This window comes from Janthinobacterium sp. TND4EL3, assembly GCF_900156175.1.
Lineage (GTDB): Bacteria > Pseudomonadota > Gammaproteobacteria > Burkholderiales > Burkholderiaceae_D > Janthinobacterium.
On record NZ_FTMV01000001.1, the window covers coordinates 238,833 to 262,315 of the forward strand.

Consider the following 23,483-nt stretch of genomic DNA (forward strand, 5'->3'; position numbering starts at 1 on the left):
GTCGCCACTACCGGGCTTCCATCGCATAATTGCCACCGTCGCTGGCGCCGCTGGCTATGCTTGGCCCACTTCTACGTTCCAGGGAAAAATCATGACTAGCCTGTTCTTCATTCTCCGCCTCACCTTGGCCACGATGCTCACCTACCTCATCGCCACGGCGATTCTGGTCGAGAACTTCCTGCGCTACATTTTCGGACACACGGAAGGCTTCTTCGTCATCGTCGGCGCCCTGCTGGCCTGCACCGTCATCACGAATGCGTTTTCGCACGTGCGCCGCGTGCGTCTGATCGCCGGCGCCGTCAATGCCGGTACCCTGTCGAGCCGCCAGCGGCGCCAGATCGAGATCCCGTTCGAGGCGGGCGAAGCGTTCGACATGGTCGACGCGGCCATCCGCGAATTGCCGGGCAGCGAAGTGGTCGAGAGCGCGCGCGACAGCCTGCAGGTACAGGCCCGCGTGCGCCGCGCGGCGCCGTACACGGACACGGGCTTGCCGCGCATGCGCTTTTTGGGTTTCTTCGAGCCGCGGCCGAACCAGATCCTCGCCACCGTCACGCCGAATGGCGAGGCGGGCAGCGTGACCCTGATCTGCGAGCCGGCGCGCAACGCGTGGACGGACTGGTTCCTCGTCGACCATGGCAGCAACCTGGAAAACGCGGAGGCGGTGACGCGGGCGATGACGCGCCGGGTGGCGCAGCGCCGGCGCGGCGAGCAGGCCGAGGCGCGCCAGACGGTGACGGAAAAGGAACTCACGGTGGCCAAGCTGAGCCTGCTGCATGCGCAGGTGGAGCCGCACTTCCTGTACAACACCCTGGCCAGCGCCCAGCTGCTCACGCGCAGCGACCCTCTGCGCGCCGACGCGATGCTGGGCAACCTGATCCTGTACTTGCGCCACTCGCTGCCGCGCACGGAGCAAGCCATGTCGACGCTGGGCACGGAGCTGGAACGGGCGCGCGCCTACCTCGACATCCTGAAAATCCGCATGGGCGGGCGGCTGAATCTGCAGATTGAGGTACCGCAATACCTGCGCCAGGTGGAACTGCCTCCGATGATGCTGCAAACCCTGGTGGAAAACGCCATCAAGCATGGCCTGGAGCCGAAAAGCGGCGGCGGCACCATCTGGATCATGGCGCGCAGCGGCAATGGCACGGTGATCGTCACGGTGGCCGACGATGGCAAGGGCTTCAGCGACGACGGCGGCGGCACGGGCATTGGCCTGCGCAATGTGCGCGAACGGCTGCGCCTGACCTACGGCAATGCCGCAGCGTTTGCCATCGTCGCCAACTTCCCCGATGGTGTGACGGCCACCATCACGGTGCCGGACAGCACGGCGCAAGGAGTGTCATATGCATCCGCCTGAAATGACGTGCGTCGTCGCCGAGGATGAAACGCTGCTGCGCGATGCGCTGGTGGCGATGCTCGGTGAGCTGTGGCCGGACCTGCGCATCGTCGCCGCCTGTGACGACGGCGGCACGGCGCTCGACGCCATCGCCACCTTGCGACCTGACGTGGCCTTCCTCGATATCCGCATGCCGGGTCTGACGGGGCTGGAAGTGGCGGCCGGCGCCGTGCAGGCCAGCCCCGGCACGCAAGTGGTCTTCGTCACGGCCTACGACCAGTATGCGATCGACGCCTTCGACAAGGGCGCCGTCGACTACCTGCTAAAGCCGATTGCCCGCGAGCGCCTGCAGGCGACCTTGCAGCGCCTGCAGGCGCGGGCCGGCAAGGGGCTGGCGCAGGATGGCGCGCTGGCCGGCCTGCTGCAGCAATTGAGCAGCGCCTTGCCGGCGGCGGCCAAATCGCCGCCGCTGGTGTGGCTGACGGCCAGCAGCGGCAAGGATACGCGGCTGATCATGGTGGAAGACATCGCCTATTTTCAGTCCGATACCAAGTACACGGCCGTCATGACGGCCGATGGCGAGGCGCTGCTGCGCAAGCCGATACGCGAACTGCTTGACGTGCTCGATCCGGCCATCTTCAAGCAGATCCACCGCTCCACCATCGTCAACATGAAGATGGTGGCCGCCGTCACGCGCGACGAGGTGGGACGCGGCACCCTGCGCCTGAAAACGCGGCCGGAAACCCTGGCCGTGAGCCAGCCGTTCATGAATTTGTTTCGCAATATGTAGCCCTGGCGTCAGGCGCTCGACACCGCTGACGCAGCATGCACCGTCAAGCTGGACGGGAGACCCGGCGTCCCCGTCTGCCTTCAGTCTCACCCCACCGTCTCGATATCTGCGCGCCCCAGCCCGCGCGCCGCGTGGCCTCTCCCGGCCATGTCTATCGAATTGCAAGCGTTTGCCGACACTCTCGGCGGCAGGGGAAAATCTGCCCTGACTGGATGAAATTACAATTATGATAACATCCATCGCGACGGGTTGCCGTCACTGTTGCTCCCTGTCTGTATAACGCCCGACCAACATACGAGGAAACCATGAAAAAATATCTGCTTTCTGCCGTGCTAAGTCTCGCCGGACTATCAGCTGCTCATGCCGAACCGAGAGTATGGCATTTCACCTATCGCGGCTTTGTCGACGCGGCGACCGGCGTGTTCAATCCCCAGATGGAGCTCAAGGGGGAATTCGTCGGGGAGGACCGTAATGCGGATGGGGTGGTTACGCTGGATGAGTTGAGTTATTTCGAATCCCAAGGCCACCGGTTTTTGCCGAAGGTAGCAAATCCGGGCGGATCGGGATGCGGTAGCCACTATCTCTCGTGCAGCGTGTATAACTTCAGTTATGCGCTGACGGGACAACTTGACTATACCGTCGGTACCCATGGGGCGGACGAATTTTATAACCGCTGGTGGTTCAGCGATACCGTGACCGGCAGCCACTTCAGCCAAGGATCAGGAGACATATTCCATGAGGAAAATTGGGTAAGCCGCTATAACTGGTCCGACAAGACGACCTTCAGCATGCTTAGCGTTCCTGAGCCAACGACCGCGTTGATGCTGCCCGCGGGCTTGGCCCTCATGTACTGGGTGCGCGCACGCCGTCGCACACTTTTCGCCTAGTCTTGTTTTCTCTACCGGATCTCCCGGCGCTCAGCCGGGTCATCCGGTATTGCCGCAACGGGGCAGGAGTGTGCCGCTTGCCTTACTCTGCCGTTTCGTAGCCTTCGAGTACGTTGACGACATTGATGCCCAGTTCCTTCACCGCATATCCCCCTTCCAGGATGAAGGCGGTGGGCAGGTTCAAATGCGCGAGGCGTTCGCCCACGCGCAGGTAGTCGCCGCTTTGCAGGGCGAAGTGCGAGAGGGGATCACCAGCAAAGGTGTCCACGCCGAGCGACACCACCAGCGCGTCGGGCGCGTACATATTGATGCGCAGGCAGGCCGTTTCCAGCGCGGCGAACCAGCTGGCCGCAGTCGTGCCGGCCGGCAGCGGTAAATTGACGTTGTAGCCGAGCCCCGCGCCGCTGCCCGTCTCGTCGGCGTGACCGAGGTAAAACGGATATTCGCTGCGCGGGTCGGCGTGGATCGAGGCGAACAGCACGTCGTCGCGTCCGTAAAAGATGCTTTGCGTGCCGTTGCCGTGGTGGTAATCGATGTCGAGAATGGCGACCTTGCGGGCGCCGTCATCGAGCAGATGCTGTGCGGCCAGGGCCGCGTTGTTCAGAAAACAGTAGCCGCCAAAGAAATCGCTGCCCGCATGGTGGCCGGGCGGGCGCGTCAGGGCAAACGTGGCCCGCTCGCCCAGGCGCAGCGCGTGGGCCGCGTTGACGGCGCAGTCGGCACCCGTCTTGGCCGCCGTCCACGTGCCGGCCGTCAGCGGCGTGCCATTGTCCATCGAGTACAGGCCCAGCCTGGCCGTGAAGTCGTCCGGCTCGATGTCGCTGCGCAAGGTGCGTACGGGCCACACGGATGGCAAGGCGTCCCTGCCAGCGTTGCCGGGGTCGAGCGCCAGCCAGTCGTGCCAGGCGTGGCGCAGGAAATGCAGGTAGCGGGGCGTGTGGATGCGTTCCAAGGAGGTCAGCGGCACGCCGTGCGGCGTGACGATGCGGCCCAGGTTGCGCCGCCCCAGCTCGGCCACCACCATGTCGGCCCGCTCCGGCGTTTCGAAGCAGGGCACCATGGTGCCGCGAAACATCTCGAAGCGGCCCCGGTGCTGGCTGTGCAATTCATTATAGAAGGTCAGCATGGGGACGCTTTGCGCAAGGTCAGGCTCAGGTATGCGAACACAGGGTGCTGGCGCGGTAGGCGGCGACGAAATCGTCGAAGCTGCCGGCGGGCGCCGCTTCCATGGCACGCTGCTCGGCCAGCGAGCTTTCCGCCATCGCGTCGAAATATGCGCTTTGCTCGGGGGTGGGCGGATGCGCGCGGAAAAACGCCGCATGGCGTTCGCTTTGCTGCAGGCCGAAGGCGGCGAATGAGCCGCCGTTGGCGCGCAGCGCGGCCAATACCTTTGCCGATGGCGTCATATCGGGGTCGGCCAGTTTACGGGCCTGCGCGGCCAGGCTGTCCGCATGCTGCGTGCCGCCCTGGCGCGCATCGAGCAAGGCCGCCACGGGCGCGATACGGGCCAGCAATTCCTCGCCCCAGGCCTGCAGGGTGATGTCTTCGCCATCGCGGCGCAGGGCCAAGCCCGGCTTGCGGCCTTCCTTGACGGTGCGGGCGAAATTGTTCGTGTAGCAGGCGCTTTGCTCGGCAGAAATCGGCGCGCTGTCGTCGAGTGCGCAGAACAGCAAGAACGCGTCGAGGAAGCGGCCCGTTTCCAGGCTGATGCCGACCGGTTCGAACGGGTCGACATCCATGCAGCGCACTTCGATGTATTGCACGCCGCGCAGGCACAGGGCCTGGATCGGGCGCTCGCCCGTGCGGATCACGCGCTTCGGGCGGATGGTCGAATAGTACTCATTTTCGATCTGCAGCACGTTGGTGGACAACTGTATCCACTCGCCATCCTTCTTCGTGCCCAGCGCCGCATACGGCGGATACGGGTCGTTGACGGCGTGCGTGAGGGCGTTGACGTAGTCTTCCAGGCTGTTTTCGTGCGGGCGCAGGCCGGACTGGGCGTCGTTCTGGTAGCCGAGGTCGCTCATGCGCAAGCTGGTGGCGTAGGGCAGGAACAGGGTGTCGTCGGACAAGGTGTCGAGCTTGTGCGCGCGGCCGCGCAGGAAGCCGGCGGACAGGGCCGGCGAGGCGCCGAACAGGTACATCAAGAGCCAGCTGTAGCGGCGGAAATTGCGGATCGTCGCCAGGTAGCTTTCCGACTGCACATCCTTGGCCGAGGCCGTCGCATGTGCGGCGCTGGCGCTGGTGTCCGGATGGCTGGCCAGCACTTGCCACAGCTGCTCGTCGAGCGAATAGTTGTAGTGGATGCCGGCGATGCATTGCATGGCCTTGCCGTAGCGCAAGGCCAGGCCGCGCCGGTAGACGTGCTTGAGCATGCCCATGTTCGAGCTGCCGTAGTTGGCGATCTCGATATCCTCCTCGGGCGGCAGCTGGCAGGGCATCGACTGGCTCCACAGCAATTCGTCGCCGAGGCGGCTGTAGGCGTGGCGGTGCACGGTATCGAGCTTGTCGAGCGTAACGGCGATGTCGGTTTCGGCCGGGGTGATGAATTCGAGCAGCGCTTCGGCGTAGTCGGTGGTGATTTCAGGGTGCGTCAGCGCCGAGCCCAGGGCGGCGGGATGGGGCGTGGAAGCCAGATGGCCGGCGGGGTCGACGCGCAGTGTTTCACGCTCGATGCCGCGCAAGCCGCCCAGCAGCGCGCGGTTGGCATCTTCAGTCAGCAATGCCAGGCGGCGAGTCAACAGGTTGGGCAATTTGAGCTTCCTTTCTTGTGCAGCAGATAAATAATTTGTGCTGAGATTAACCGAATTTTGGCAAATGCGTCGGCGCCGGCCCAAAAAACGCCGCGTCGCCAGCGTCCGTCCCGGGCAAGGGGGACGGCGCTTCGGTCAGGAATTCGCTTGATAGTTTAACAAACTGCGGGGGATCTGGCGCGCTGCCGGGTCAAGCTTTGCGCAGGTGGCAACGTCAGCCCTGGCGGGCGCCGCTGACGCGCTCGATGCCGGCCAGGTCGCGCCAGCTTTGCACTTTGTTGTAGTTGGCAGCGGCCAGCAGCTCGCGCACCTGGCCCGCCTGGTCATAGCCGTGTTCCATCAGCAGCCAGGCGCCGGCCGCCAAGTGGCGCGCGGCGCCGGCCACGATGGTGCGCAGGGCCGACAGGCCGTCCGCATGGTCGGTCAGCGCGCCGGGCGGCTCGAAGCGCAAATCGCCTTCGGCCAGGTGGCGGTCACCGCTGGCGATGTAGGGGGGATTGGAGACGATCAGGTCGAATTTTTCCGTGCCCAGCGCCTCGAACCAGTCGCTGGCCATGAAGGTGATGTTGACGCCGTTGGCGCTGGCGTTGCGGCGCGCCACGGCCAGCGCCGCGCTGCTCACGTCCAGGGCCGTGACGACGGCGTCGGGCCGCGTGTAGGCCAGCGCGACGGCGATGGCGCCGCTGCCCGTGCCCATGTCGAGCACCCGTCCGCCGGGCGGCAGGCGTTCGAGCGCCAGCTCCACCAGCACTTCCGTGTCGGGGCGGGGGATCAGCACGGCCTCGTTCACTTCGAACGGCAGGCCGAAGAACTCGCGCTGGCCGACGATGTAGGCGATCGGCTCGCCCCGCAGGCGGCGCGCCATCAACGCTGACAAACGCTCGGCTTCATCGTGAGTGAGTGCACGCTCCGATTGCGTGATCAGCGAGACGCGGGACAGGCCCAGCGCGTGACCGAGCAGGATGCGGTTTTCGAGCGGGTCGAGCAGCGGACGGATTTGCAGGGCGCCGACAGTGCTGCCGGCGGGGATCAGTGTTTCTGGCATAAATTTCTAGTGTTGTTTACGGCGCAGCAAGGTCCACAGCAGGCCGATGGCAAAAATGGCAAACCAGGCGAATGCCCATTGCGGGATGGACAGGCCGAAAAACGGCTCGCCGGCATTTTCGCAGGCGCCGTACGATTCAAACATGAAGGGCATGAGTTCGGCCGTGAAAATCTTGTTCAGCGCCGTTTCCACCGGGTCGATGCCGCACGAAAAGCCCGGGTTGGCCAGCACGTACAAATGCTTGGCACCCACGCCCAGGCCGCCCAGGGCAGCCAGCAAGCCGATGCCGGCGCCGATCTTCGGGCGGTTGGCGGCGGCGCCCGCCAGGCAGGCGACGCCGATGGCGAGGAACAGGTAGCGCTGGATCACGCACAGCGGGCACGGCGCCATGTTCATGGCATGCTGCAAATACATGGCCACCCCCAGCATCAGGAAACACAGGGCGGCGATCAACAGGAGGACGGTGCGTGAATTTTTCATGGGCGACACGGTGAGGTGGATGGAATCGGGCTGGTCATTTTCGCACAAGGCCGGATTTTTATTGCTTAGCCGCTACTTAAACCCTTGATCTGGCTGGGCGCTTTAAAAAGTGTTCAGGGCAAGGCGCTGCGCCGCAGGCAGTACGAATGTAGGGCCAGGCGATGCAACGCCGCCATGGACGCTTTTTAATCGCCCAGCGCGGCAAGCAGCTCCGCCTGGTGCTCTGCCGCCAAGGCATTCGTCAGTTCCGTCAAATCGCCATCCATGATGAAGTCCAGTTTATATAACGTCAGGTTGATGCGGTGGTCCGTCAGCCGGCCTTGCGGGAAATTATAGGTGCGGATGCGCTCGCTGCGGTCGCCCGAGCCGATCAGGCTCTTGCGGGTGGCCGCTTCCTTCGACTGCTGTTCGCGCAGCTGCACGTCCTTGATGCGGGCGGCCAGCACTTTCATCGCCTGCGCCTTGTTCTTGTGCTGGCTGCGGTCGTCCTGGCACTCGACCACGATGCCGGTCGGCAAGTGGGTGATGCGCACGGCCGAATCCGTCTTGTTGATGTGCTGCCCGCCCGCGCCCGAGGCGCGGTAGGTGTCGATGCGCAGGTCGGCCGGGTTGATGTTGACGTCTTCCACTTCGTCCGCTTCCGGCATCACGGCCACCGTGCAGGCGGACGTGTGGATGCGGCCCTGCGTTTCCGTGGCCGGCACGCGCTGCACGCGGTGGCCGCCGGACTCGAATTTCAGCTTCGAATACGCGCCATTGCCCACCACGCGCACGATCACTTCGCGGTAGCCACCCAGGTCGGAGTCCGATGACGACACCAGTTCCACCTGCCAGCGGTTGCGCTCGGCAAAGCGCGTGTACATGCGCAGCAGGTCGCCGGCGAACAGGGCGGATTCGTCGCCGCCCGTGCCGGCGCGAATTTCCAGGAAGATATTGCGTTCGTCATTGACGTCCTTCGGCAGCAGCATGGTCTGCAGTTCGCGTTCCAGTTGCGCCATGGTGGCTTTCGCCGCCTCGATCTCTTCCTGTGCGAAGTCCTTCATGTCGGGGTCCGCCAGCATTTCTTGCGCTGTCGCAATATCGTTGCCCGCTTCCTGGTAGGAGCGGTACAGGGCCACCAGCGGTCCCAGCTCGGCGTGCTCGCGCGTCATCTTGCGGTAGCTGTCCATGTTCGACGTGGCGTCGGGATGCATCAGCAGTTCGTCGAGTTCGACCAGGCGGTTCGCCAGTTGATCGAGTTTGGCCAGCATGGATGGTTTCATAGCGGTTCGCGGTAAAAGAGGGTGTATAGGGTGCGGCGCGCCCGGCGGGCGGGCAGGGGGCGGCCGCGCGGGCGGCCAGCGGGGCTGCGCTAACGGCGGGGACGGAACAGTTTCGGCAGCAGGGTGGCCAGCTGCTTGCGCTCGTCGCCTTGCGCGTGGTGCAGCGCCTGCTGCGGGCCGTGCAGGAACTTGGCCGTCAAGCCTTTCGACAGCGCTTCGAGCACGGCGTCGATGTCGGCGCCCTTGGCCAGCATCTTGCGCGCCCGTTCCACTTCCAGCAGGCGCAGCGCTTCGCTGTTTTCATGCAGATGCTGGATGACGGGCACCATGGCGCGGTCGTCGACCCAGCTCATGAACGATTGCACGCGCGTCTCGATGATGGCCTCGGCTTGCGCCACGGCCGCTTGCCGGCTTTCCAGGCCCGTCTGCACGACCTTGCCCAGGTCGTCGACCGTGTACAGGAAGACATCGTTCAAACGGCCCACTTCGGCCTCGATGTCGCGCGGCACGGCCAGGTCGACCATGAACATGGGCTTGTGGCGGCGCGCCTTGATGGCGCGCTCGACCAGTCCCAGGCCCAGCAGCGGCAAGGACGACGCCGTGCACGAGATGACGATGTCGAACTGGTGCAGTTTTTCCGGCAGGTCCGCCAGGCGGATGGCCGTGCCGGAAAAGCGGTGCGCCAGCTCTTCGCCGCGTTCCATGGTGCGGTTGGCTATCGTGATGCTTTTCGGGTTTTGCGCGGCAAAGTGCGTGGCGCACAATTCGATCATTTCGCCTGCACCGATGAACAGCACATTCTGTTCGGCGATCTTGTCGAAGATGCGTTGCGACAGTCGCACGGCCGCGGCCGCCATGGAGACGCTGTGGGCGCCGATCTCCGTGCTGCTGCGCACTTCCTTGGCCACCGAAAAGCTGCGCTGGAACAACTGGTGCAGATAGGTGCCCAGGCCGCCCGCCTCGTCGGCCGTGCGGATGGCGTCCTTGATCTGGCCCAGGATCTGCGTTTCGCCCAGCACCATCGAATCGAGCCCGGAGGCGACGCGGAAGGTGTGGCGCACGGCATCGTGCTGCGGCAGCATATACAGGTGGGGGCGCAGCTCGCTGTAGTTGAGATTGTGATAATCGGCCAGGAAATGCGCGCCCGCGTCCAGCGGATTGGGCACATGGCTGGCCGCATACAGCTCGGTGCGGTTGCAGGTCGAGAGGATGGCCGCTTCGTCGTTGTCGCGCAGGTCGATGCGCTGGAACCAGGTGCGCGCCGCCATCACCGCCGAACCCAGATGCTCAGGCGCAAACGCCAGCTGTTCGCGGAGCGACACTGGGGCGGTGGTATGGTTGAGACCGACGGCGAGCAGTTGCATTTCAGGGCTGTTGGGATGACTTATGCCGACATTATAACGCTTTGTGCCCGCGCTTTGAGCAGGTCAGCCGTTTGCCGCCGCTCAGCCGCCCAGTTTTTCCAGGCGATAACCATAACTGTAGACGGGCACCAGGCGGTAGCCGTGTTCCGGTTTCAGCTGCAGCTTGTTGCGCACGCGCGAAACGTGGGTATCCATGGTGCGCGAGGGCAGGGCCGTTTCGCGCTGCCAGACGGCTTCGTGGATGTAGGCGCGGGACAGGGGACGGCCCAGGTTGCGGAAAAACAGCAGGGCCAGGGCGAATTCCTTGTGCGTCACGTCCAGCATTTCGCCATCTCTGAGCAGGCGGTCGGGGCGCATGCCAAAGGTATATGGCCCGAATTGCAGTTGCTCGGCGCCAGTCTGGCTCGGATAGGCCACGCGCAGCAGCGCCTGGGTGCGCAAGGTCAGTTCGCTGCGCCGCAGGGGCTTGATCATGTAGTCATCGGCGCCTGCCGTCATGCCCGCCACGACGTCGTCCTCGCCCGAGCTGTTGGTCATAAACAACACCGGCGCCTTGGGCGCCAGTTTTTCTCGTGCGCGGCGCAGCACTTCGGCGCCGTCCAGGTCGCTCACATGCCAGTCGAGGATGAGCATGTCGCAACTGTCCTTGCGTAGTTGCCCCAGCATTTCCTTGCCACTCTGAAACTCGTGGCAAGCGTGGCCGGCGGCGGTGAGCACCTGGCAGATCAGTTCTGCCTGACTATGATCGCTATCGAGTACGGCAATTCGCATAATGGGCTGGAGTGTGTAGCAACAAACAGACGGTCCGTTCTGCTTATCGTAATGTTAAGGAATGCTCAAGTGAAATATAACAGAGATTGCAATTGTGTCCAGTGAAATCGGAGGCCGTATTCTTTACGTTACACTTGTTCATCTACCCTTACTAGCGGAGAAACGGGCATGACAGACAAGAGCAGCACGGATTGGACCCTGATACCGGCCAGTCGTGCGGAAATCGAGCAGGTGCGCGAGCGTTGCCGGCGCCTGGTGCAGCGGCGCGCCGTGATGTCGGCCGGCGCCTCGGCCATCCCCATACCGGGCATCGACCTGATGTCGGACGTCGGCCTGTTTTCCATGCTGATCAATGATATCAACCACGAATTCGGCCTCACGCCCGAGCAGATCGAACGCCTCAACCCGCAGTTCAAGCTGATGGCCTACCGCGCGGCGGTGGGCATGGGGGGCATGCTGGTGGGGAAGCTGGTGTCGCGCGAACTGATACTCCAGCTGCTCAAGCGCAGTGGCGTCAAGATTGCCACCAAGCAGGTAGCGCGCTTCGTGCCGTTTGCCGGCCAGGCGGTGGCGGCGGCCATCGGCTACGCCGTGTTCCGCCAGATCGGCAACCAGCACGTGAATGCCTGCGCCGCGGTGGCGCAGGAATTGCTCACGGTCCGGCCGGAGTAGGCCGGATCAGACCTTACGCGTCCGGCAGCACCACGTTGACGTCGAGCACTTCCAGGTTGCCCTGGCGGTCCAGCGAGATCTTGATGTCGTCGGCATTCACCTTGGTGTACTTGGAAATGACGGCGATCAATTCCTTGTGCAGGGCGGGCAGGAAGTCCGGACCATCGCGTCCGCTGCGTTCGCGGGCGATGATGATCTGCAGGCGTTCCTTGGCCGCTGTGGCCGTCTTCGGCTTGGGTGGGAAGAGGAAAGAAAGCAAGGCCATATCACTTCGCCCCAAAAATGCGCTGGAGTAATCCAGGCTTTTCATAGTTGGTAAAGCGCAACTCGACATCTTCGCCGAGGAAACGCGAGACCACGTCTTCATAGGCTTGCGCCACGTCCGTGCCCTTGAAATGGATGGCCGGATTGCCCTGGTTCGAGGCGGCCAGCACCTGCTCCGATTCCGGAATGATGCCCACCAGCGGGATGCGCAGGATTTCCTGCACGTCCTGGTAGGACAGCATTTCATCCGATTCCACGCGCTTCGGCGAGTAGCGGGTGATCAAGAGATGTTCCTTGACCGGTTCGCCGCCCGTCTGCGCGCGGCGCGACTTGGCTTGCAGGATGCCGAGGATGCGGTCCGAATCGCGCACCGACGACACTTCCGGGTTGGTGACGATGATGGCTTCGTCGGCGAACGTCAGCGCCATCAGCGCGCCATGCTCGATGCCGGCCGGCGAATCGCAGATGATGAACTCGAAGCCCATGTTGATCAGGTCGTTCAACACGCGTTCCACGCCTTCTTCCGACAAGGCGTCCTTGTCGCGCGTCTGCGACGCGGGCAGGATGAACAGGTTGTCGCAGTGCTTGTCCTTGATCAAGGCCTGGTTCAGCGTCGCCTCTTTATTGATCACATTGATCAGGTCGTAGACGACGCGGCGCTCGCAACCCATGATCAGGTCGAGGTTGCGCAGGCCCACGTCGAAGTCGAGCACGGCTGTCTTGTGGCCGCGCATGGCCAGGCCAGTGGAAAAACTGGCGCTAGAGGTCGTCTTGCCGACACCGCCCTTGCCGGACGTCACAACAATAATTCTTGCCACAAATAATCCTTTTCAGATATCTCTTGAATTGTGCAGCTTAAGAGCGGTTCACGGGAGTGACCGGATTGACAGAGTGTATATCGATTCTGTCGCCGGCCAAACGAATTTGCGCGGGTCCGCGCGCCATTTCCGGGGGGAAACCATCTTCGAACGTGCGGTACACGCCGGCGATCGAGACCAGTTCCGGTTCCATGGCCAGCGCGAAGATGCGCGCCTGGGGATTGCCCGAGGCGCCAGCCAGCGCGCGGCCATACAGCGAGGAATACACGTGGATGCTGCCGTCGGCGATGATTTCGGCGCCATTGTTGACGACTGCCGTGATGATCAGGTCGCAGCCGCGCGCATAAATGCGCTGGCCGGCCCGCACGGGCGTATCGACCACCATCACCTGTGCTTCGGCGCCCGACTGGGCGGCCGCCGTCGCGGTATCCTTCGGTCCATCCTTGGGCGGCGCATCGTCGCGCGTCTTGCCGCTGTCGAGGCTCAGGCCCTGCGCCAGGATGGCGTCGTGCATCTCGGCCGGCGCATTGCGCACGGCCACGGCATTCAAACGGTATTTTTTCAGCAGTGCCACCAGGCCGGCCCAGTCGACGGGCATGCTGCCGGGCGGCAAGTCGGCCACGTCCAGCACGGCCAGGTCGTCCTCGAAAAAGTCCGCCACGCCTCCCGTCATGTCGCGCAAGGCGGCATCGAGTGCCTGCGTATCGGCGCTATGCATGATGGCGGAAACGGCAACGACGGTGGAAATCTTGATTTCGATAGGCTTCTGCGACGGGCTTTTGGACATAAACATTTATCAAAGTGAAACTGCGGCAGGCCAACTGTTCCGTACGGCAACAATGGGGAGCAGTAAATTTCTTGCATTCTACTGCAAAAAAATCACCGTCAGGGGCCTGGAGTGTGCTATTCCGCAGGGCAACAGTAACTTCATGTCAAAAAACAAGGGCGGCGCCCCGGAAAACCGGCGCGCCGCCCCGAAAGCAGCCCAACATGCGCCCTGACGGCGTTGTCCCGGATCAAGCCGCGCGCATCTGCCGTGCTGCCGCGAGCCTATTTTTCAAGGCGGCTTCCGTGTCCGTCCAGTCCCGCGTCTTCAGGCCGCAGTCCGGGTGCACCCACAAGTCGGCCGGGGGAATGACCGTACTGGCCTTTTGCAGCAAGCGCACCATGTCGCTGCGCGTGGGAATGCGCGGCGCGTCGATGGCGTACACGCCGGGACTGATTTCGTTCGCATACTGGAACGGGCCTAGGCCCGCCGGCAGCTGCATGTCCGAGCGGCTCGTCTCCAAGGTGATGACGTCGGCATCCATGGCGGCGATCTGCGGCAGGATGTCGTTGAACTCGGCGTAGCACAGGTGCGTGTGGATCTGCGTCGTGTCGTTGGCCACCGAGGCGGCGATGCGGAAGGCGCGCGCGGTCCAGTCCAGGCAGGCGTCGCGCTGGCTGCGGCGCAGCGGCAAGCCTTCGCGGATGGCCGGTTCGTCGATCTGGATGATGCCGATGCCGGCCGCTTCCAGGTCGGCGACCTCGTCGCGGATGGCCAGGGCGATTTGCAGCGCCGTGGTGGCGCGCGGATGGTCGTCGCGCACGAATGACCATTGCAAGAGCGTCACCGGGCCCGTCAGCATGGCCTTCACGGGTTTCGGCGTCAGGCTTTGCGCGTGCGCCGTCCAGGCCACCGTCATGGCGGCCGGGCGCTGCACGTCGCCGTAGATGACGGGCGGTTTCACGCAGCGCGAGCCGTACGATTGCACCCAGCCATGGCGGGTCAGCACGAAGCCGTCCAGCTGCTCGCCGAAGTATTCGACCATGTCCTGGCGTTGCGCCTCGCCATGCGTGAGCACGTCCAGGCCCAGCGCTTCCTGGCGCTCCACGGCGTGCGCGATGGCGGCGCCGATGGTCGTCGTGGGGAAGTCGGGCAGCTGGAAACGGGCGCGCTGCATGGCCTGGCGCAGCGGGAAGCCGGAATCGCGGCGGTCGGCCGTGGGCGAGAGCGCCTGCAGGCGCTGCGCGACCGCCGCACGGCGCACTCGGGGGCTGGCGCGGCGCCCGGCGATGGCCCGGCGGGAAACGGCCAATGCGGCCAGCGCGGTGTCATCGGGATGGCCGGCCAGCGCGTCCTTCAGCAGCGCAAGCTCCGCGAGTTTCTCCGTGGCAAACGCCAGCCAGCTCTTGATGTCGCCGTCGAGGTCCGTTTCCGCTTCCAGGCTGAACGGTACGTGCAGCAGCGAGCATGAGGGCGCCAGCCACAGCTGGCCATTGCGCTTGGCCGCCAGCGGCTGCAGCACGGCCAGGGCTGCATCGAGGTCGGTGCGCCAGATGTTGCGCCCGTCGACGATGCCGATGGACAAGACTTTATGCACGGGCAGCCAGTCCGCGATGCTGGTCAGTTCATGCGGCGCGCGGATGCCGTCCACGTGCAGGCCGGCCACGGGCAGGCGGCAGGCCAGACTGAGGTTTTCTTCCAGCGGCGAGAAATACGTGGCCAGCAGGATGTTGACGCCCACCTGGTTCAGCTGCCAGTACGTGCTCTCAAAAGCGCTGCGCCAGGCGTTGGGCAAGTCCAGGCCCAGGATGGGCTCGTCGACCTGCACCCAGGCCACGCCTTGCTGTTTCAAGCGGTCGAGCAGGGCGCCGTAGACGGGCAGCAACTGTTCCAGCAGGGCCAGGCGCTCGAAGCCTGGCGTCTTGTCCTTGCCCAGCCACAGGAAGGTGAGGGGGCCGATCAGGGCCGCCTTCACTTCGTGGCCCAGCGCCTGCGCCTCGGCCACTTCGTCGAACAGGCGTTCGCAGGCCAGCGAAAACTGCGTCAGCGGCGACAATTCCGGCACCAGGTAATGGTAATTCGTGTCAAACCACTTGCTCATTTCCAGCGCGTGGCCGCTGGCCACGTGTTCCTGCTGGCCGTGGCTGCAGCCGGCATGCTCTGCGTGCGCGTCCGCGCCGCGCGCCATGGTGAAATAGCGCGACAGCGGCGATTGCTGCGCGTCGAAGTCGAAACGCGCCGGTTCGCAGCCCAGCAGCTGTATATGGCTGGCCACCTGGTCGTAGAAGGCGAAGTCGCCCACGGTGACGCAGGCCAGGCCGGCGTCCCTTTGCAAGGCCCAGTGGCGCGCGCGCAATTGCCGGCCCGTCGCCTCCAGGGCCGCCTCGGACATCTCGCCGCGCCAGTGGCTTTCCAGCGCCGATTTCAGTTCGCGCGCGGCGCCGATACGGGGAAAGCCAAGGATGTGGGTACGAATGGTCATGATGTCATCGAGATTTAATGTGAATGCGCTAGAGTGTGCGGCAACTTGATCTATAATCAAAACGAAACATTTTGCCGAATAACATGAAAATAATTCACGTACAGAGCCTGTTGCCCCGATGCTAGAAATTCGCCACCTGCGCACCCTGAGTGCCCTGCGTTCGTCCGGCAGCCTGGTGCGCGCCGCGCAATTGCTCAATCTGACCCAGTCGGCGCTGTCGCACCAGATCCGTTTGCTCGAAGAGCGCTACAAGGCGCCCCTGTTCGAGCGCAAGTCGATGCCCATCGCGTTCACGGCCACGGGCAGCCGCCTGCTGGAGCTGGCCGACAAGCTGCTGCCCGAGATCGAACAGGCCGAGCGCGACGTGGCGCGCCTGTCGCAGGGCGACAAGGGACAGTTGCGCGTGGCGCTCGAATGCCATACGTGCTTCGACTGGCTCATGCCCGTGATGGATGCGTTTCGCCAGCGCTGGCCGGAAGTGGAAATCGACCTGGTGTCGGGTTTCCACAGCGAACCGGCGGACTTGCTGCGCTCGGGCGAGGCGGACCTCGTCATCGGCTCGCCGTACGGCCCCGATTTCACCGTGTTTCCCCTGTTCCGCTTTGAAATGCTGGTGGTGATGGCGCAGAAGCACCGGCTGCAGGCGCTGCGCCGGCTGGCGGCGAGCGACTTTGCGGGCGAGACCCTGATCACGTATCCCGTGCCGGAAGAGCGCATCGACCTGATCCGCGAAGTGCTGAAGCCGGCCGGCATCCAGTTTGAACGCCGCACGGCGGAATTGACGGTGGCCGTGCTGCAGCTGGTGGCGAGCCGGCGCGGCATCGCCGCCTTGCCGAACTGGGCCATCAAGAATTACGTCGACTACGATTATGTGGTGGCGCGCCCCGTCGGCGAGCACGGCCTGTGGAGCGACCTGTACGTGTCCGTGCCCGAGCAGCTGCAGGACAAGGCCTATGTGCGCGATTTCGTCAGCGTGATACGGGAACAGTGCGCGGCCTCGCTGGATGGTATCAAGTTGTTGTCTTGATCAACGTTGAATTGGAAACAAACCAACAGAAAAGCTTGATAAATATCAAGGTTTAGCAAGGAACCGCCGCTTACAGTGGAGTACTGTGCGGCGCAACATGGCACCGCCTTCAAATTGGGGAGGAACGAAATGTTTTCATTTTCCGAGCAATGGGCCCTGGCCGGCAAGGCCTTGGTGGAAGCGCAGTTGATCAGTGCGCAGGCGTATGCCAAGGCCGCCTACGCCAGCGGCGCCAGCGTCGTCGACCTGCAACTGGACGCGGCGCGCACGGCGCTGGCGGCCGCTACGGTAGCGGGCAATGAGCTGCTGTCGGCGAAAGACCCGCAAGCCTTGCTGCAACTGTCGCGCGCGCAGTCCCAGCTGGCCATCGAACGCATCGACGCGTATGGCCGCCAGGCAAAGGATGTTGCTCAAGAAACCCAGGAGAAATTTGCCAGCGTGACAAAGGGTGAGTTTGCTGCATCGCGTCAAAAATTTGACGGGCTGTTGCAGGTAGTAAAGCAAACGCCCGTACCTCTGATTATTCCCTTCAATAATTTTCTAAAAACCACTTTCGGCGGCGCCGATGAAGGGTATGATAAAAATAAAAACACGCGCCCTGCACGCAGGGTCTAAGCATGAGGCAGCCCGGCAGCGGCTATCCGCCGCGCCAGGCCGCCCGCCGCCACCGCCGGACCGGTCGCCATCGTTGCCGCCTGCGGTGCGGCGCTGGAACTGCGGCGCATGCCGCGCTAGAATGAAACAAGCCTGTCCTCCCGGATTCACTGGATTCTATTCGCACCTTGACCTTGGCCCTCGTGGCCTGCATATCGGAGAAATAAATGGATGATGTCGTAATCGTGGCCGCCGGCCGTACCGCAGTCGGCAAATTCGGTGGCAGTCTGGCCAAGATTCCTGCGTCCGAACTGGGCGCACACGTAATCAAGGGCCTGCTGGCACAAACCGGCATAGACCCCAACCTGATCGGTGAAGCGATCCTGGGCCAGGTGCTGACGGCCGCCGTCGGCCAGAACGCCGCGCGCCAGGCCGTCATCAAGGCCGGCTTGCCGAGCAGCATCCCCGCCTTCACCATCAACAAGGTGTGCGGCAGCGGCCTGAAGGCCACGCACCTGGCGGCGCAGGCGATCAAGTGCGGCGACGCCAACATCATCATCGCCGGCGGCCAGGAAAACATGAGCGCCTCGCCGCACGCGATGAACGGCTCGCGCGATGGTTTCCGCATGGGCGATTTCAAGATGATCGACACCATGATCGTCGACGGCCTGTGGGACGTCTACAACCAGTACCACATGGGCATCACGGCGGAAAACGTGGCCAAGAAATACGAAGTGACGCGCGCCGAGCAGGATGAATTCGCGCTGCAGTCGCAGCTGAAGGCGGAAGCGGCGCACAAGGCGGGCAAGTTCAAGGATGAAATCCTGCCGCTGGAAATCGCCAACAAAAAAGGCACGGTCGTCTTCGACAGCGACGAATACATCAAGCCCGGTTCGACCCTGGAATCGCTGGCCGGCCTGCGTCCCGCGTTTGCCAAGGACGGTACCGTCACGGCCGGCAATGCCTCGGGCCTGAACGACGGCGCCGCCGCCGTCATCATGATGTCCGCCTCGCAAGCGAAGGAACTGGGCTTGAAGCCGCTGGCGCGCATCAAGGCCTACGCCTCGTCGGGCCTGGACCCGGCCGTCATGGGCATGGGCCCTGTCTCCGCTTCGCGCCTGTGCCTGAAAAAGGCCGGCTGGACGCATGAAGAGCTGGACTTGATGGAAATCAACGAAGCGTTTGCCGCGCAGGCAATCGCCGTCAACAAGGAAATGGGCTGGGATACCAGCAAGATCAACGTGAACGGCGGCGCGATTGCCATCGGCCACCCGATCGGCGCCTCGGGCGCGCGCATCCTGGTCACCCTGATCCACGAAATGATACGCCGCGACGCCAAGAAAGGCCTGGCCGCCTTGTGCATCGGCGGCGGCATGGGCGTGGCCCTGGCCATCGAACGCGACTAAGTAGCTGGCACCGAACCCCGCCGTCGCGCGCAGTGCGTGACGGCGGGGTTCGCGGCGGTACGCCGCTGTAATTCTCGGCGGAACTGGATTGCTTTCGCAAAATAATTAACTTTTTAGCAATAAAACGACACTGAGGGGATGAAAATGGCAAGAGTTGCATTGGTAACTGGTGGCATGGGCGGTCTGGGCGAAGCGGTGTGTTTCAAGCTGGCGGCGCTCGGCTATCGCGTGGTGACGACCTATTCCCCGGGTAACCCGAAGGTCGCCGACTGGCTGGCGACGACCAAGGACATGGGTTATGACTTCAAGGCCTATCCTTGCGACGTGGCCGACTACGATTCGGCCGCCGCCTGCGTGGCTGCCGTGGAAAAGGACATCGGTCCCGTCGACGTGCTGGTGAATAATGCCGGCATCACGCGCGACATGACGTTCAAGAAGATGGACAAGACGAACTGGGACGCCGTGATGAGCACCAACCTCGATTCCGTCTTCAACATGACCAAGCCCGTCTGCGACGGCATGGTGGAACGCGGCTGGGGCCGCATCATCAATATCTCGTCCGTGAACGGCCAGAAAGGTGCTTTCGGCCAGACCAACTATGCGGCCGCGAAAGCGGGCATGCACGGCTTCACCAAGTCGCTGGCGCTGGAAGTGGCGCGCAAGAACGTCACCGTCAACACCATTTCGCCCGGCTACATCGGCACCAAGATGGTCATGGCGATTCCGCAAGAAGTGCTCGATAGCAAAATCATCCCGCAAATTCCGATGGCGCGCCTGGGCAAGCCGGAAGAAGTGGCGGGCCTGGTGGCTTACCTGGCTTCCGATGAAGCGGCGTTCGTCACGGGCGCGAATATCTCGATCAACGGCGGCCAGCACATGTCGTAATCGGTATTGAGGTACAACAGAAAAGACAGCTGCGGCTGTCTTTTTTTATGCTTGCCAGCAAAACGGGACAAGCGCGCGCTTTGCCTTAGAATCAGCATTTCTTCACCGCATCATTCTCCATGCCCCTTGTTCCCGCCTTGCGCCGCGCCAGCGTGGCCGCCATCCTTCTCCTGGGCACTTCCGCGGTTCAGGCCAGCGTCGCCTTCCACGTCACGGTGACTACCGAGCGCGACAACAAGCCCGGCGTGAAGACCAGTCTGCCAGCGCGCGAAACGCAGGACAGCGATGTGGTGCTGGGCGAACATTTCATTAGCGTCCGCGACGGCCACACCTTGTCCGTGCTCGATTTTGCCACGCGCCGCCGCTACATGATCGATACGGCGGCGTCCACCTACGACACGTATTCGCTGTTCGACGTGGCGGGTTCGCGCGCCGCTGAGCTGGGCCACCGGCAAGGGATCGCCGGCATGTTGAAGGCGAGCGGCCTTGACCAGCACGCAACGGCTCGCGTGTATGAGGAGCAGGCTTTGTCGGTGCTGGACAACAAGCGGCGTGGACCCTTGCTGCCACAAGTGCTCGACGGCGCCGTACTGTGGTCGATCGACGGGCAACCCTTGCTGCGTCTGGAGATCGCTGGAAGCCCCGTCAGCGGCGACGAGGCACGCGCGTTTGCCCAGTGGTTGCGCTACACCTGGGGCGGCCACCCGGCAGTGCTGAAGATGCTGGCTGACGGCAAGCGCATACCTGCCGCATTCACCTTGCATCACCAGCAGATTGCCGGCAAAGTCGCGCGCCATTTCCGCATCAGCGCCATGACGGCGGGCGCACCGGCCACCTATGCCTTGTCCGCGTACCGGCCCCGCCCGCTGGCGGCCGATGCGCCCGTACTCGAACGCGTGCTGGCGCAGGCGGCGCTGCTGCCGCCGCTGGAACCCGGGGCGCATCCGGCGCTGCGGGCCGAAGCGGAAAAGCTGTTTGCGGCCGAACAACCGTTTGACGCTTTCTTGACCATGCTGGAAGACCATTTTTCCACGGGGGCGCTGGTGGAAAAGCTCACGCCGCCGCAGCAGCTGGCCATGCAGGCGTGCCAGTCCATCCATGACTTGACGCGGGCACTGCTGGCCAAGGACAAGGAAGGCCTGCAGGCCGCGCTGGCCACCGTGCAGGGTTTGCGTCAGCAATATGGACTGGCGCAGCCCGTGCTGGCTTTGTTCGAGGGAAATCTGCACGCCAAGCTGGGACAATGGCAGGCAGCGAAGGCCTTGTATCTGCAAGTACTGCAGGCCAAGCCGCACATGGCGGCCGCGTACCAGGACCTGGGCGACGCGCTCTACGCGCAATTCGATGCGCCGAACGCCTGGCGCAGCTGGGATGCGGGCCGGGCCATGGCGCCGGCCCTGCGGCAATTTCGCAAGGTCAACGATTTGGAGCGCAGCCTGTTGAACGATTACCCCGCCTTCTTTGCAGGCGGCGCGCCGCTGCCGCCGACAGTTCAGCCCAGCACCAGCCGTCCCGCCAGCAGCACGAACACGGTGGGCAGCACGAACTTGCCGTAAGGCGAGGGTTTGCCGCGCAGGCGGCGTGCCAGGCGCGCGGCCAGCACGGCGTACAGGGCGTCGAACAGCAGGCCTACCAGCACCAGGATGGCGCCCAGGCGCAGGTATTGCAGGCCGACGCCGTCGCTACCGGCAACGAATTGCGGCAGGAACATGCTGCAAAACAGCAAGGCTTTCGGGTTGAGCAGATTCGTCAGGAAGCCGCGTACGAGGCTGGCGCCGGCGCCGTGCGGCGTCGCGGGGGCGGCATCTTCCTGCGCCGTGCTGTTCGACAGGGCCGATTGCAGCAGGCGCAGGGCCAGGTACAGCAGGTAGGCGGCGCCCGCCCATTTCACCCATTGCAGGGCTTGCGGATGCGTCACCATCAGCGCCGCCAGGCCCGCGCCCGACAGCGCCACGTGCACGGCGCGCGCGCCGGCGATACCCAGCGCCGTCACGAGCGCCGTGGCCACGCCGCGCGCGGCGCCCGTCGCCAGCACCAGCGCCATGTCCGGGCCAGGCAATAAAAAGGCGCCGGCCAGTGCCAGCAGGTACATCAGGAAGGTAGAATCGGACATGGCGCGGCTCGGTCACAGGCAAAAATAAGGGCGGGAGCAACGGCAGCTTGCCGCCTGCTCGCCGGACTCCATTATCTTCTTGCCGTGATGAAATGTGCTTGCTTTTCCTGCCCTCCATGCCCTAGTATTTGGGTAGATTCCACTCCTGTAGCGACAATATCTAGATGAAAATTTCAGAAGTTAGCCTCGACGCCACCGATTTGCAGATTCTGCGCCTGCTGCAGGATGAAGGACGGCTGTCCAACGCGCGCCTGGCCGAGCGCTTGAAGCTGAGCGAAACGCCCGTCTGGCGCCGCCTGCGCCGCCTGGAAGACGAGGGTTTCATTACCGGCTACCAGGCTTTGCTCAACCGCAAGAAGCTGGGCATCGGCCTGGTGGCCTTCGTGCGCGTGGTGTTTGCCAACCATGGCGGCGAGCAGCCGTCGCAGTTCGAGCAAGCCATCGCGACGATACCCGAGATCTTGTCCTGTCACAATGTGGCGGGCGAAGCCGATTATTTCCTGCAAGTGGTGGCGCGCGACCTGGAAGCGTACGGCGAATTCGTCTCGACCGTGCTGCGCCGCCTGCCAGGCGTGGCGGAAATCCAGTCCAGCCTGTCCATGCGCGAAATCAAGTCGTCGAACCGCCTGCCCTTGCTGCTGGCCTGAGCCGTGGGGGCCGCACTATAATTGGAGCAATTGCCAGCAATCGTGCCTGGCAGCCAGACCGCCATTCCAAGGACCGCCCGCCATGCCCGATTCCCTGACTCCCCTGTTTCCCGTCCTGTCGCCGAACCGGCACGGCATGCTGGCCGTCGATGACATCCACACCATTTATTGGGAAGAGTGCGGCAACCCCGACGGCATCCCCGTGCTGTTCCTGCATGGCGGCCCCGGCGCGGGCCTGTCGCCGCAGCACCGCCGCTTTTTCGATCCGCAGCGCTACCGCGTGATCCTGTTCGACCAGCGCGGCGCCGGCAAGTCCACGCCGCTGGGCGAATGGCGCAACAACACGACGCAGTTGCTGATCGACGACATCGAAATGCTGCGTGCCCGGTTCGGCATCGCCCAGTGGCTGGTGTTCGGCGGTTCCTGGGGCTCGACCCTGGCGCTGGCGTATGGCCAGGCGCATCCGCAAGCCTGCCTCGGTTTCGTGCTGCGCGGCATTTTCCTGTGCACGCAGGCGGAAATCGACTGGTTCATCGACGGCGTGCGCTGGTTTTATCCTGACCTGTACGAGGAATTTGCCGCACCTATCCCTCCCGAGGAGCGGGGCGACCTGCTGGCGGCCTACGTGAAACGCATCCTCAGCAGCGACCCGGACGTGTACTGGCCGGCCGCGCGCGCCTGGAGCCGCTTCGAGGGCCGCCGCGTCTACCTGCTGCCGCAAGCGGAAGATGCGCCGAACGATGCGCTGGACCTGGGCGTGGGCCGGCTCGAATCGCATTACATGGCCAACCTGGGTTTCTTCGAGGAAGACCAGCTGATCCGCAACATGGGCCGCATTGCGCACTTGCCGGCCGTCATCGTGCAAGGGCGCTACGACGCCATCTGCCCGCCGCTGTCGGCCTACCGCCTGCACCAGGCCTGGCCGGGTTCCCAGCTGGACATGATTCCCGATGCGGGCCATGGCGCCCTGGAACACGGCATCGCCTCGGCCCTGGTGCGCGCCACCGGGCGTTTCGTGCCGGGGCGCGGCTTCGCATGAAGCCGCAACGCACCCGGCGGCAAAGCGCCCGCCGGGCGGGCGCCACCTGCTACACTATGGCCTGTGCTGGCGCCACGGTCGG

At 63.9% G+C, this 23,483-nt stretch carries 23 protein-coding genes; 11 read left to right on the forward strand and 12 right to left on the reverse strand.

What is annotated here, in order from left to right; genetic code table 11:
* Window positions 1-91 precede the first annotated feature (91 nt).
* The 3 genes from BXA07_RS01090 to BXA07_RS01100 all read left to right on the forward strand — a co-directional run bounded on the left by BXA07_RS01090 (window position 92) and on the right by BXA07_RS01100 (window position 3,013).
* The gene (locus BXA07_RS01090; RefSeq protein WP_076564871.1) at window positions 92-1,357 is read left to right on the forward strand and encodes a histidine kinase; all 1,266 of its coding nucleotides are present in this window, start codon (window positions 92-94) and stop codon (window positions 1,355-1,357) included.
* A complete protein-coding gene (locus BXA07_RS01095; protein WP_139335394.1) occupies window positions 1,344-2,126 on the forward strand; it encodes a LytR/AlgR family response regulator transcription factor in 783 nt (260 codons plus the stop codon). The genes BXA07_RS01090 and BXA07_RS01095 overlap by 14 nt, the downstream gene beginning before the upstream one ends.
* Window positions 2,127-2,431: 305 nt before the next feature.
* On the forward strand, window positions 2,432-3,013 hold the full coding sequence (locus BXA07_RS01100) for a PEP-CTERM sorting domain-containing protein (protein WP_076564873.1): 582 nt from the start codon (window positions 2,432-2,434) through the stop codon (window positions 3,011-3,013).
* Window positions 3,014-3,095: 82 nt separating this feature from the next.
* Here the strand turns inward: BXA07_RS01100 and BXA07_RS01105 are convergent, their stop codons facing one another.
* The 7 genes from BXA07_RS01105 to BXA07_RS01135 all read right to left on the reverse strand — a co-directional run bounded on the left by BXA07_RS01105 (window position 3,096) and on the right by BXA07_RS01135 (window position 10,688).
* Window positions 3,096-4,139, reverse strand: a complete 1,044-nt coding sequence (locus BXA07_RS01105; protein ID WP_076564875.1) for a histone deacetylase family protein — start codon at window positions 4,137-4,139, stop codon at window positions 3,096-3,098.
* A 25-nt stretch (window positions 4,140-4,164) separates the two neighbouring features.
* Window positions 4,165-5,766, reverse strand: a complete 1,602-nt coding sequence (gshA, locus tag BXA07_RS01110; protein WP_076564877.1) for a glutamate--cysteine ligase — start codon at window positions 5,764-5,766, stop codon at window positions 4,165-4,167.
* 214 nt (window positions 5,767-5,980) lie between these two features.
* A complete protein-coding gene (prmC, locus tag BXA07_RS01115; RefSeq protein ID WP_076564879.1) occupies window positions 5,981-6,811 on the reverse strand; it encodes a peptide chain release factor N(5)-glutamine methyltransferase in 831 nt (276 codons plus the stop codon).
* Window positions 6,812-6,817: 6 nt separating this feature from the next.
* Window positions 6,818-7,291, reverse strand: coding sequence for a disulfide bond formation protein B (locus BXA07_RS01120; protein WP_076565615.1), 474 nt, complete (start codon window positions 7,289-7,291; stop codon window positions 6,818-6,820).
* 185 nt (window positions 7,292-7,476) lie between these two features.
* A complete protein-coding gene (gene prfA, locus BXA07_RS01125) occupies window positions 7,477-8,553 on the reverse strand; it encodes a peptide chain release factor 1 (protein ID WP_076564880.1) in 1,077 nt (358 codons plus the stop codon).
* An 89-nt stretch (window positions 8,554-8,642) separates the two neighbouring features.
* A complete protein-coding gene (gene hemA, locus BXA07_RS01130; protein WP_076564882.1) occupies window positions 8,643-9,917 on the reverse strand; it encodes a glutamyl-tRNA reductase in 1,275 nt (424 codons plus the stop codon).
* An 81-nt stretch (window positions 9,918-9,998) separates the two neighbouring features.
* Window positions 9,999-10,688, reverse strand: coding sequence for a response regulator transcription factor (locus BXA07_RS01135; RefSeq protein WP_076564884.1), 690 nt, complete (start codon window positions 10,686-10,688; stop codon window positions 9,999-10,001).
* Between the two features lie 168 nt (window positions 10,689-10,856).
* On the opposite strand from BXA07_RS01135, the gene BXA07_RS01140 reads away from it, so the two are divergent.
* A complete protein-coding gene (locus BXA07_RS01140) occupies window positions 10,857-11,360 on the forward strand; it encodes a hypothetical protein (RefSeq protein WP_076564887.1) in 504 nt (167 codons plus the stop codon).
* Between the two features lie 13 nt (window positions 11,361-11,373).
* Here the strand turns inward: BXA07_RS01140 and minE are convergent, their stop codons facing one another.
* From minE to BXA07_RS01160, 4 genes are all read right to left on the reverse strand, one after another.
* A complete protein-coding gene (gene minE / locus BXA07_RS01145) occupies window positions 11,374-11,625 on the reverse strand; it encodes a cell division topological specificity factor MinE (protein ID WP_034752886.1) in 252 nt (83 codons plus the stop codon).
* A gap of 1 nt (window position 11,626) precedes the next feature.
* The gene (gene minD, locus BXA07_RS01150) at window positions 11,627-12,442 is read right to left on the reverse strand and encodes a septum site-determining protein MinD (RefSeq protein WP_071325832.1); all 816 of its coding nucleotides are present in this window, start codon (window positions 12,440-12,442) and stop codon (window positions 11,627-11,629) included.
* A 37-nt stretch (window positions 12,443-12,479) separates the two neighbouring features.
* Window positions 12,480-13,229 (reverse strand): septum site-determining protein MinC, encoded by a 750-nt coding sequence (gene minC / locus BXA07_RS01155; protein WP_076564889.1) that lies wholly within the window; start codon window positions 13,227-13,229, stop codon window positions 12,480-12,482.
* 229 nt (window positions 13,230-13,458) lie between these two features.
* The gene (locus tag BXA07_RS01160; protein ID WP_076564890.1) at window positions 13,459-15,690 is read right to left on the reverse strand and encodes a 5-methyltetrahydropteroyltriglutamate--homocysteine S-methyltransferase; all 2,232 of its coding nucleotides are present in this window, start codon (window positions 15,688-15,690) and stop codon (window positions 13,459-13,461) included.
* 118 nt (window positions 15,691-15,808) lie between these two features.
* Between BXA07_RS01160 and BXA07_RS01165 the strand changes: the two genes are divergently transcribed.
* The 5 genes from BXA07_RS01165 (at window position 15,809) to BXA07_RS01185 (ending at window position 21,158) form a co-directional block, all read left to right on the forward strand.
* The gene (locus BXA07_RS01165) at window positions 15,809-16,717 is read left to right on the forward strand and encodes a LysR family transcriptional regulator (RefSeq protein ID WP_076564892.1); all 909 of its coding nucleotides are present in this window, start codon (window positions 15,809-15,811) and stop codon (window positions 16,715-16,717) included.
* 129 nt (window positions 16,718-16,846) lie between these two features.
* Window positions 16,847-17,332 carry a TIGR01841 family phasin gene (gene phaP, locus BXA07_RS01170; RefSeq protein WP_076564894.1) on the forward strand — a complete coding sequence of 162 codons (486 nt, stop codon included), beginning with the start codon at window positions 16,847-16,849 and terminating at the stop codon, window positions 17,330-17,332.
* 206 nt (window positions 17,333-17,538) lie between these two features.
* Window positions 17,539-18,717 (forward strand): acetyl-CoA C-acetyltransferase, encoded by a 1,179-nt coding sequence (locus BXA07_RS01175; RefSeq protein ID WP_076564895.1) that lies wholly within the window; start codon window positions 17,539-17,541, stop codon window positions 18,715-18,717.
* 144 nt (window positions 18,718-18,861) lie between these two features.
* Window positions 18,862-19,602 (forward strand): acetoacetyl-CoA reductase, encoded by a 741-nt coding sequence (gene phbB, locus BXA07_RS01180; RefSeq protein ID WP_076565617.1) that lies wholly within the window; start codon window positions 18,862-18,864, stop codon window positions 19,600-19,602.
* Window positions 19,603-19,721: 119 nt separating this feature from the next.
* Window positions 19,722-21,158 (forward strand): tetratricopeptide repeat protein, encoded by a 1,437-nt coding sequence (locus tag BXA07_RS01185; protein WP_139335395.1) that lies wholly within the window; start codon window positions 19,722-19,724, stop codon window positions 21,156-21,158.
* On the opposite strand, the gene BXA07_RS01190 is transcribed toward BXA07_RS01185, so the two are convergent.
* A complete protein-coding gene (locus BXA07_RS01190) occupies window positions 21,095-21,715 on the reverse strand; it encodes a LysE family translocator (protein ID WP_244556141.1) in 621 nt (206 codons plus the stop codon). The two genes, BXA07_RS01185 and BXA07_RS01190, sit on opposite strands and share 64 nt — an antisense overlap.
* Window positions 21,716-21,879: 164 nt before the next feature.
* On the opposite strand from BXA07_RS01190, the gene BXA07_RS01195 reads away from it, so the two are divergent.
* Window positions 21,880-22,362 (forward strand): Lrp/AsnC family transcriptional regulator, encoded by a 483-nt coding sequence (locus tag BXA07_RS01195; protein WP_076564899.1) that lies wholly within the window; start codon window positions 21,880-21,882, stop codon window positions 22,360-22,362.
* 82 nt (window positions 22,363-22,444) lie between these two features.
* Window positions 22,445-23,401 carry a prolyl aminopeptidase gene (pip, locus tag BXA07_RS01200; RefSeq protein WP_076564901.1) on the forward strand — a complete coding sequence of 319 codons (957 nt, stop codon included), beginning with the start codon at window positions 22,445-22,447 and terminating at the stop codon, window positions 23,399-23,401.
* Window positions 23,402-23,483 lie beyond the last annotated feature (82 nt).

Bases quoted from the DNA above. Each gene is read 5' to 3' on its own strand.
- BXA07_RS01090 (WP_076564871.1), top strand. From the start codon at position 92: ATGACTAGCCTGTTCTTCATTCTCCGCCTCACCTTGGCCACGATGCTC.
- BXA07_RS01095 (WP_139335394.1), top strand. From the start codon at position 1,344: ATGCATCCGCCTGAAATGACGTGCGTCGTCGCCGAGGATGAAACGCTG.
- BXA07_RS01100 (WP_076564873.1), top strand. From the start codon at position 2,432: ATGAAAAAATATCTGCTTTCTGCCGTGCTAAGTCTCGCCGGACTATCA.
- BXA07_RS01105 (WP_076564875.1), bottom strand. From the start codon at position 4,139: ATGCTGACCTTCTATAATGAATTGCACAGCCAGCACCGGGGCCGCTTC.
- prmC (WP_076564879.1), bottom strand. From the start codon at position 6,811: ATGCCAGAAACACTGATCCCCGCCGGCAGCACTGTCGGCGCCCTGCAA.
- BXA07_RS01120 (WP_076565615.1), bottom strand. From the start codon at position 7,291: ATGAAAAATTCACGCACCGTCCTCCTGTTGATCGCCGCCCTGTGTTTC.
- prfA (WP_076564880.1), bottom strand. From the start codon at position 8,553: ATGAAACCATCCATGCTGGCCAAACTCGATCAACTGGCGAACCGCCTG.
- hemA (WP_076564882.1), bottom strand. From the start codon at position 9,917: ATGCAACTGCTCGCCGTCGGTCTCAACCATACCACCGCCCCAGTGTCG.
- BXA07_RS01135 (WP_076564884.1), bottom strand. From the start codon at position 10,688: ATGCGAATTGCCGTACTCGATAGCGATCATAGTCAGGCAGAACTGATC.
- BXA07_RS01140 (WP_076564887.1), top strand. From the start codon at position 10,857: ATGACAGACAAGAGCAGCACGGATTGGACCCTGATACCGGCCAGTCGT.
- minE (WP_034752886.1), bottom strand. From the start codon at position 11,625: ATGGCCTTGCTTTCTTTCCTCTTCCCACCCAAGCCGAAGACGGCCACA.
- minC (WP_076564889.1), bottom strand. From the start codon at position 13,229: ATGTCCAAAAGCCCGTCGCAGAAGCCTATCGAAATCAAGATTTCCACC.
- BXA07_RS01160 (WP_076564890.1), bottom strand. From the start codon at position 15,690: ATGACCATTCGTACCCACATCCTTGGCTTTCCCCGTATCGGCGCCGCG.
- BXA07_RS01165 (WP_076564892.1), top strand. From the start codon at position 15,809: ATGCTAGAAATTCGCCACCTGCGCACCCTGAGTGCCCTGCGTTCGTCC.
- phaP (WP_076564894.1), top strand. From the start codon at position 16,847: ATGTTTTCATTTTCCGAGCAATGGGCCCTGGCCGGCAAGGCCTTGGTG.
- BXA07_RS01175 (WP_076564895.1), top strand. From the start codon at position 17,539: ATGGATGATGTCGTAATCGTGGCCGCCGGCCGTACCGCAGTCGGCAAA.
- phbB (WP_076565617.1), top strand. From the start codon at position 18,862: ATGGCAAGAGTTGCATTGGTAACTGGTGGCATGGGCGGTCTGGGCGAA.
- BXA07_RS01185 (WP_139335395.1), top strand. From the start codon at position 19,722: ATGCCCCTTGTTCCCGCCTTGCGCCGCGCCAGCGTGGCCGCCATCCTT.
- BXA07_RS01190 (WP_244556141.1), bottom strand. From the start codon at position 21,715: ATGTCCGATTCTACCTTCCTGATGTACCTGCTGGCACTGGCCGGCGCC.
- BXA07_RS01195 (WP_076564899.1), top strand. From the start codon at position 21,880: ATGAAAATTTCAGAAGTTAGCCTCGACGCCACCGATTTGCAGATTCTG.
- pip (WP_076564901.1), top strand. From the start codon at position 22,445: ATGCCCGATTCCCTGACTCCCCTGTTTCCCGTCCTGTCGCCGAACCGG.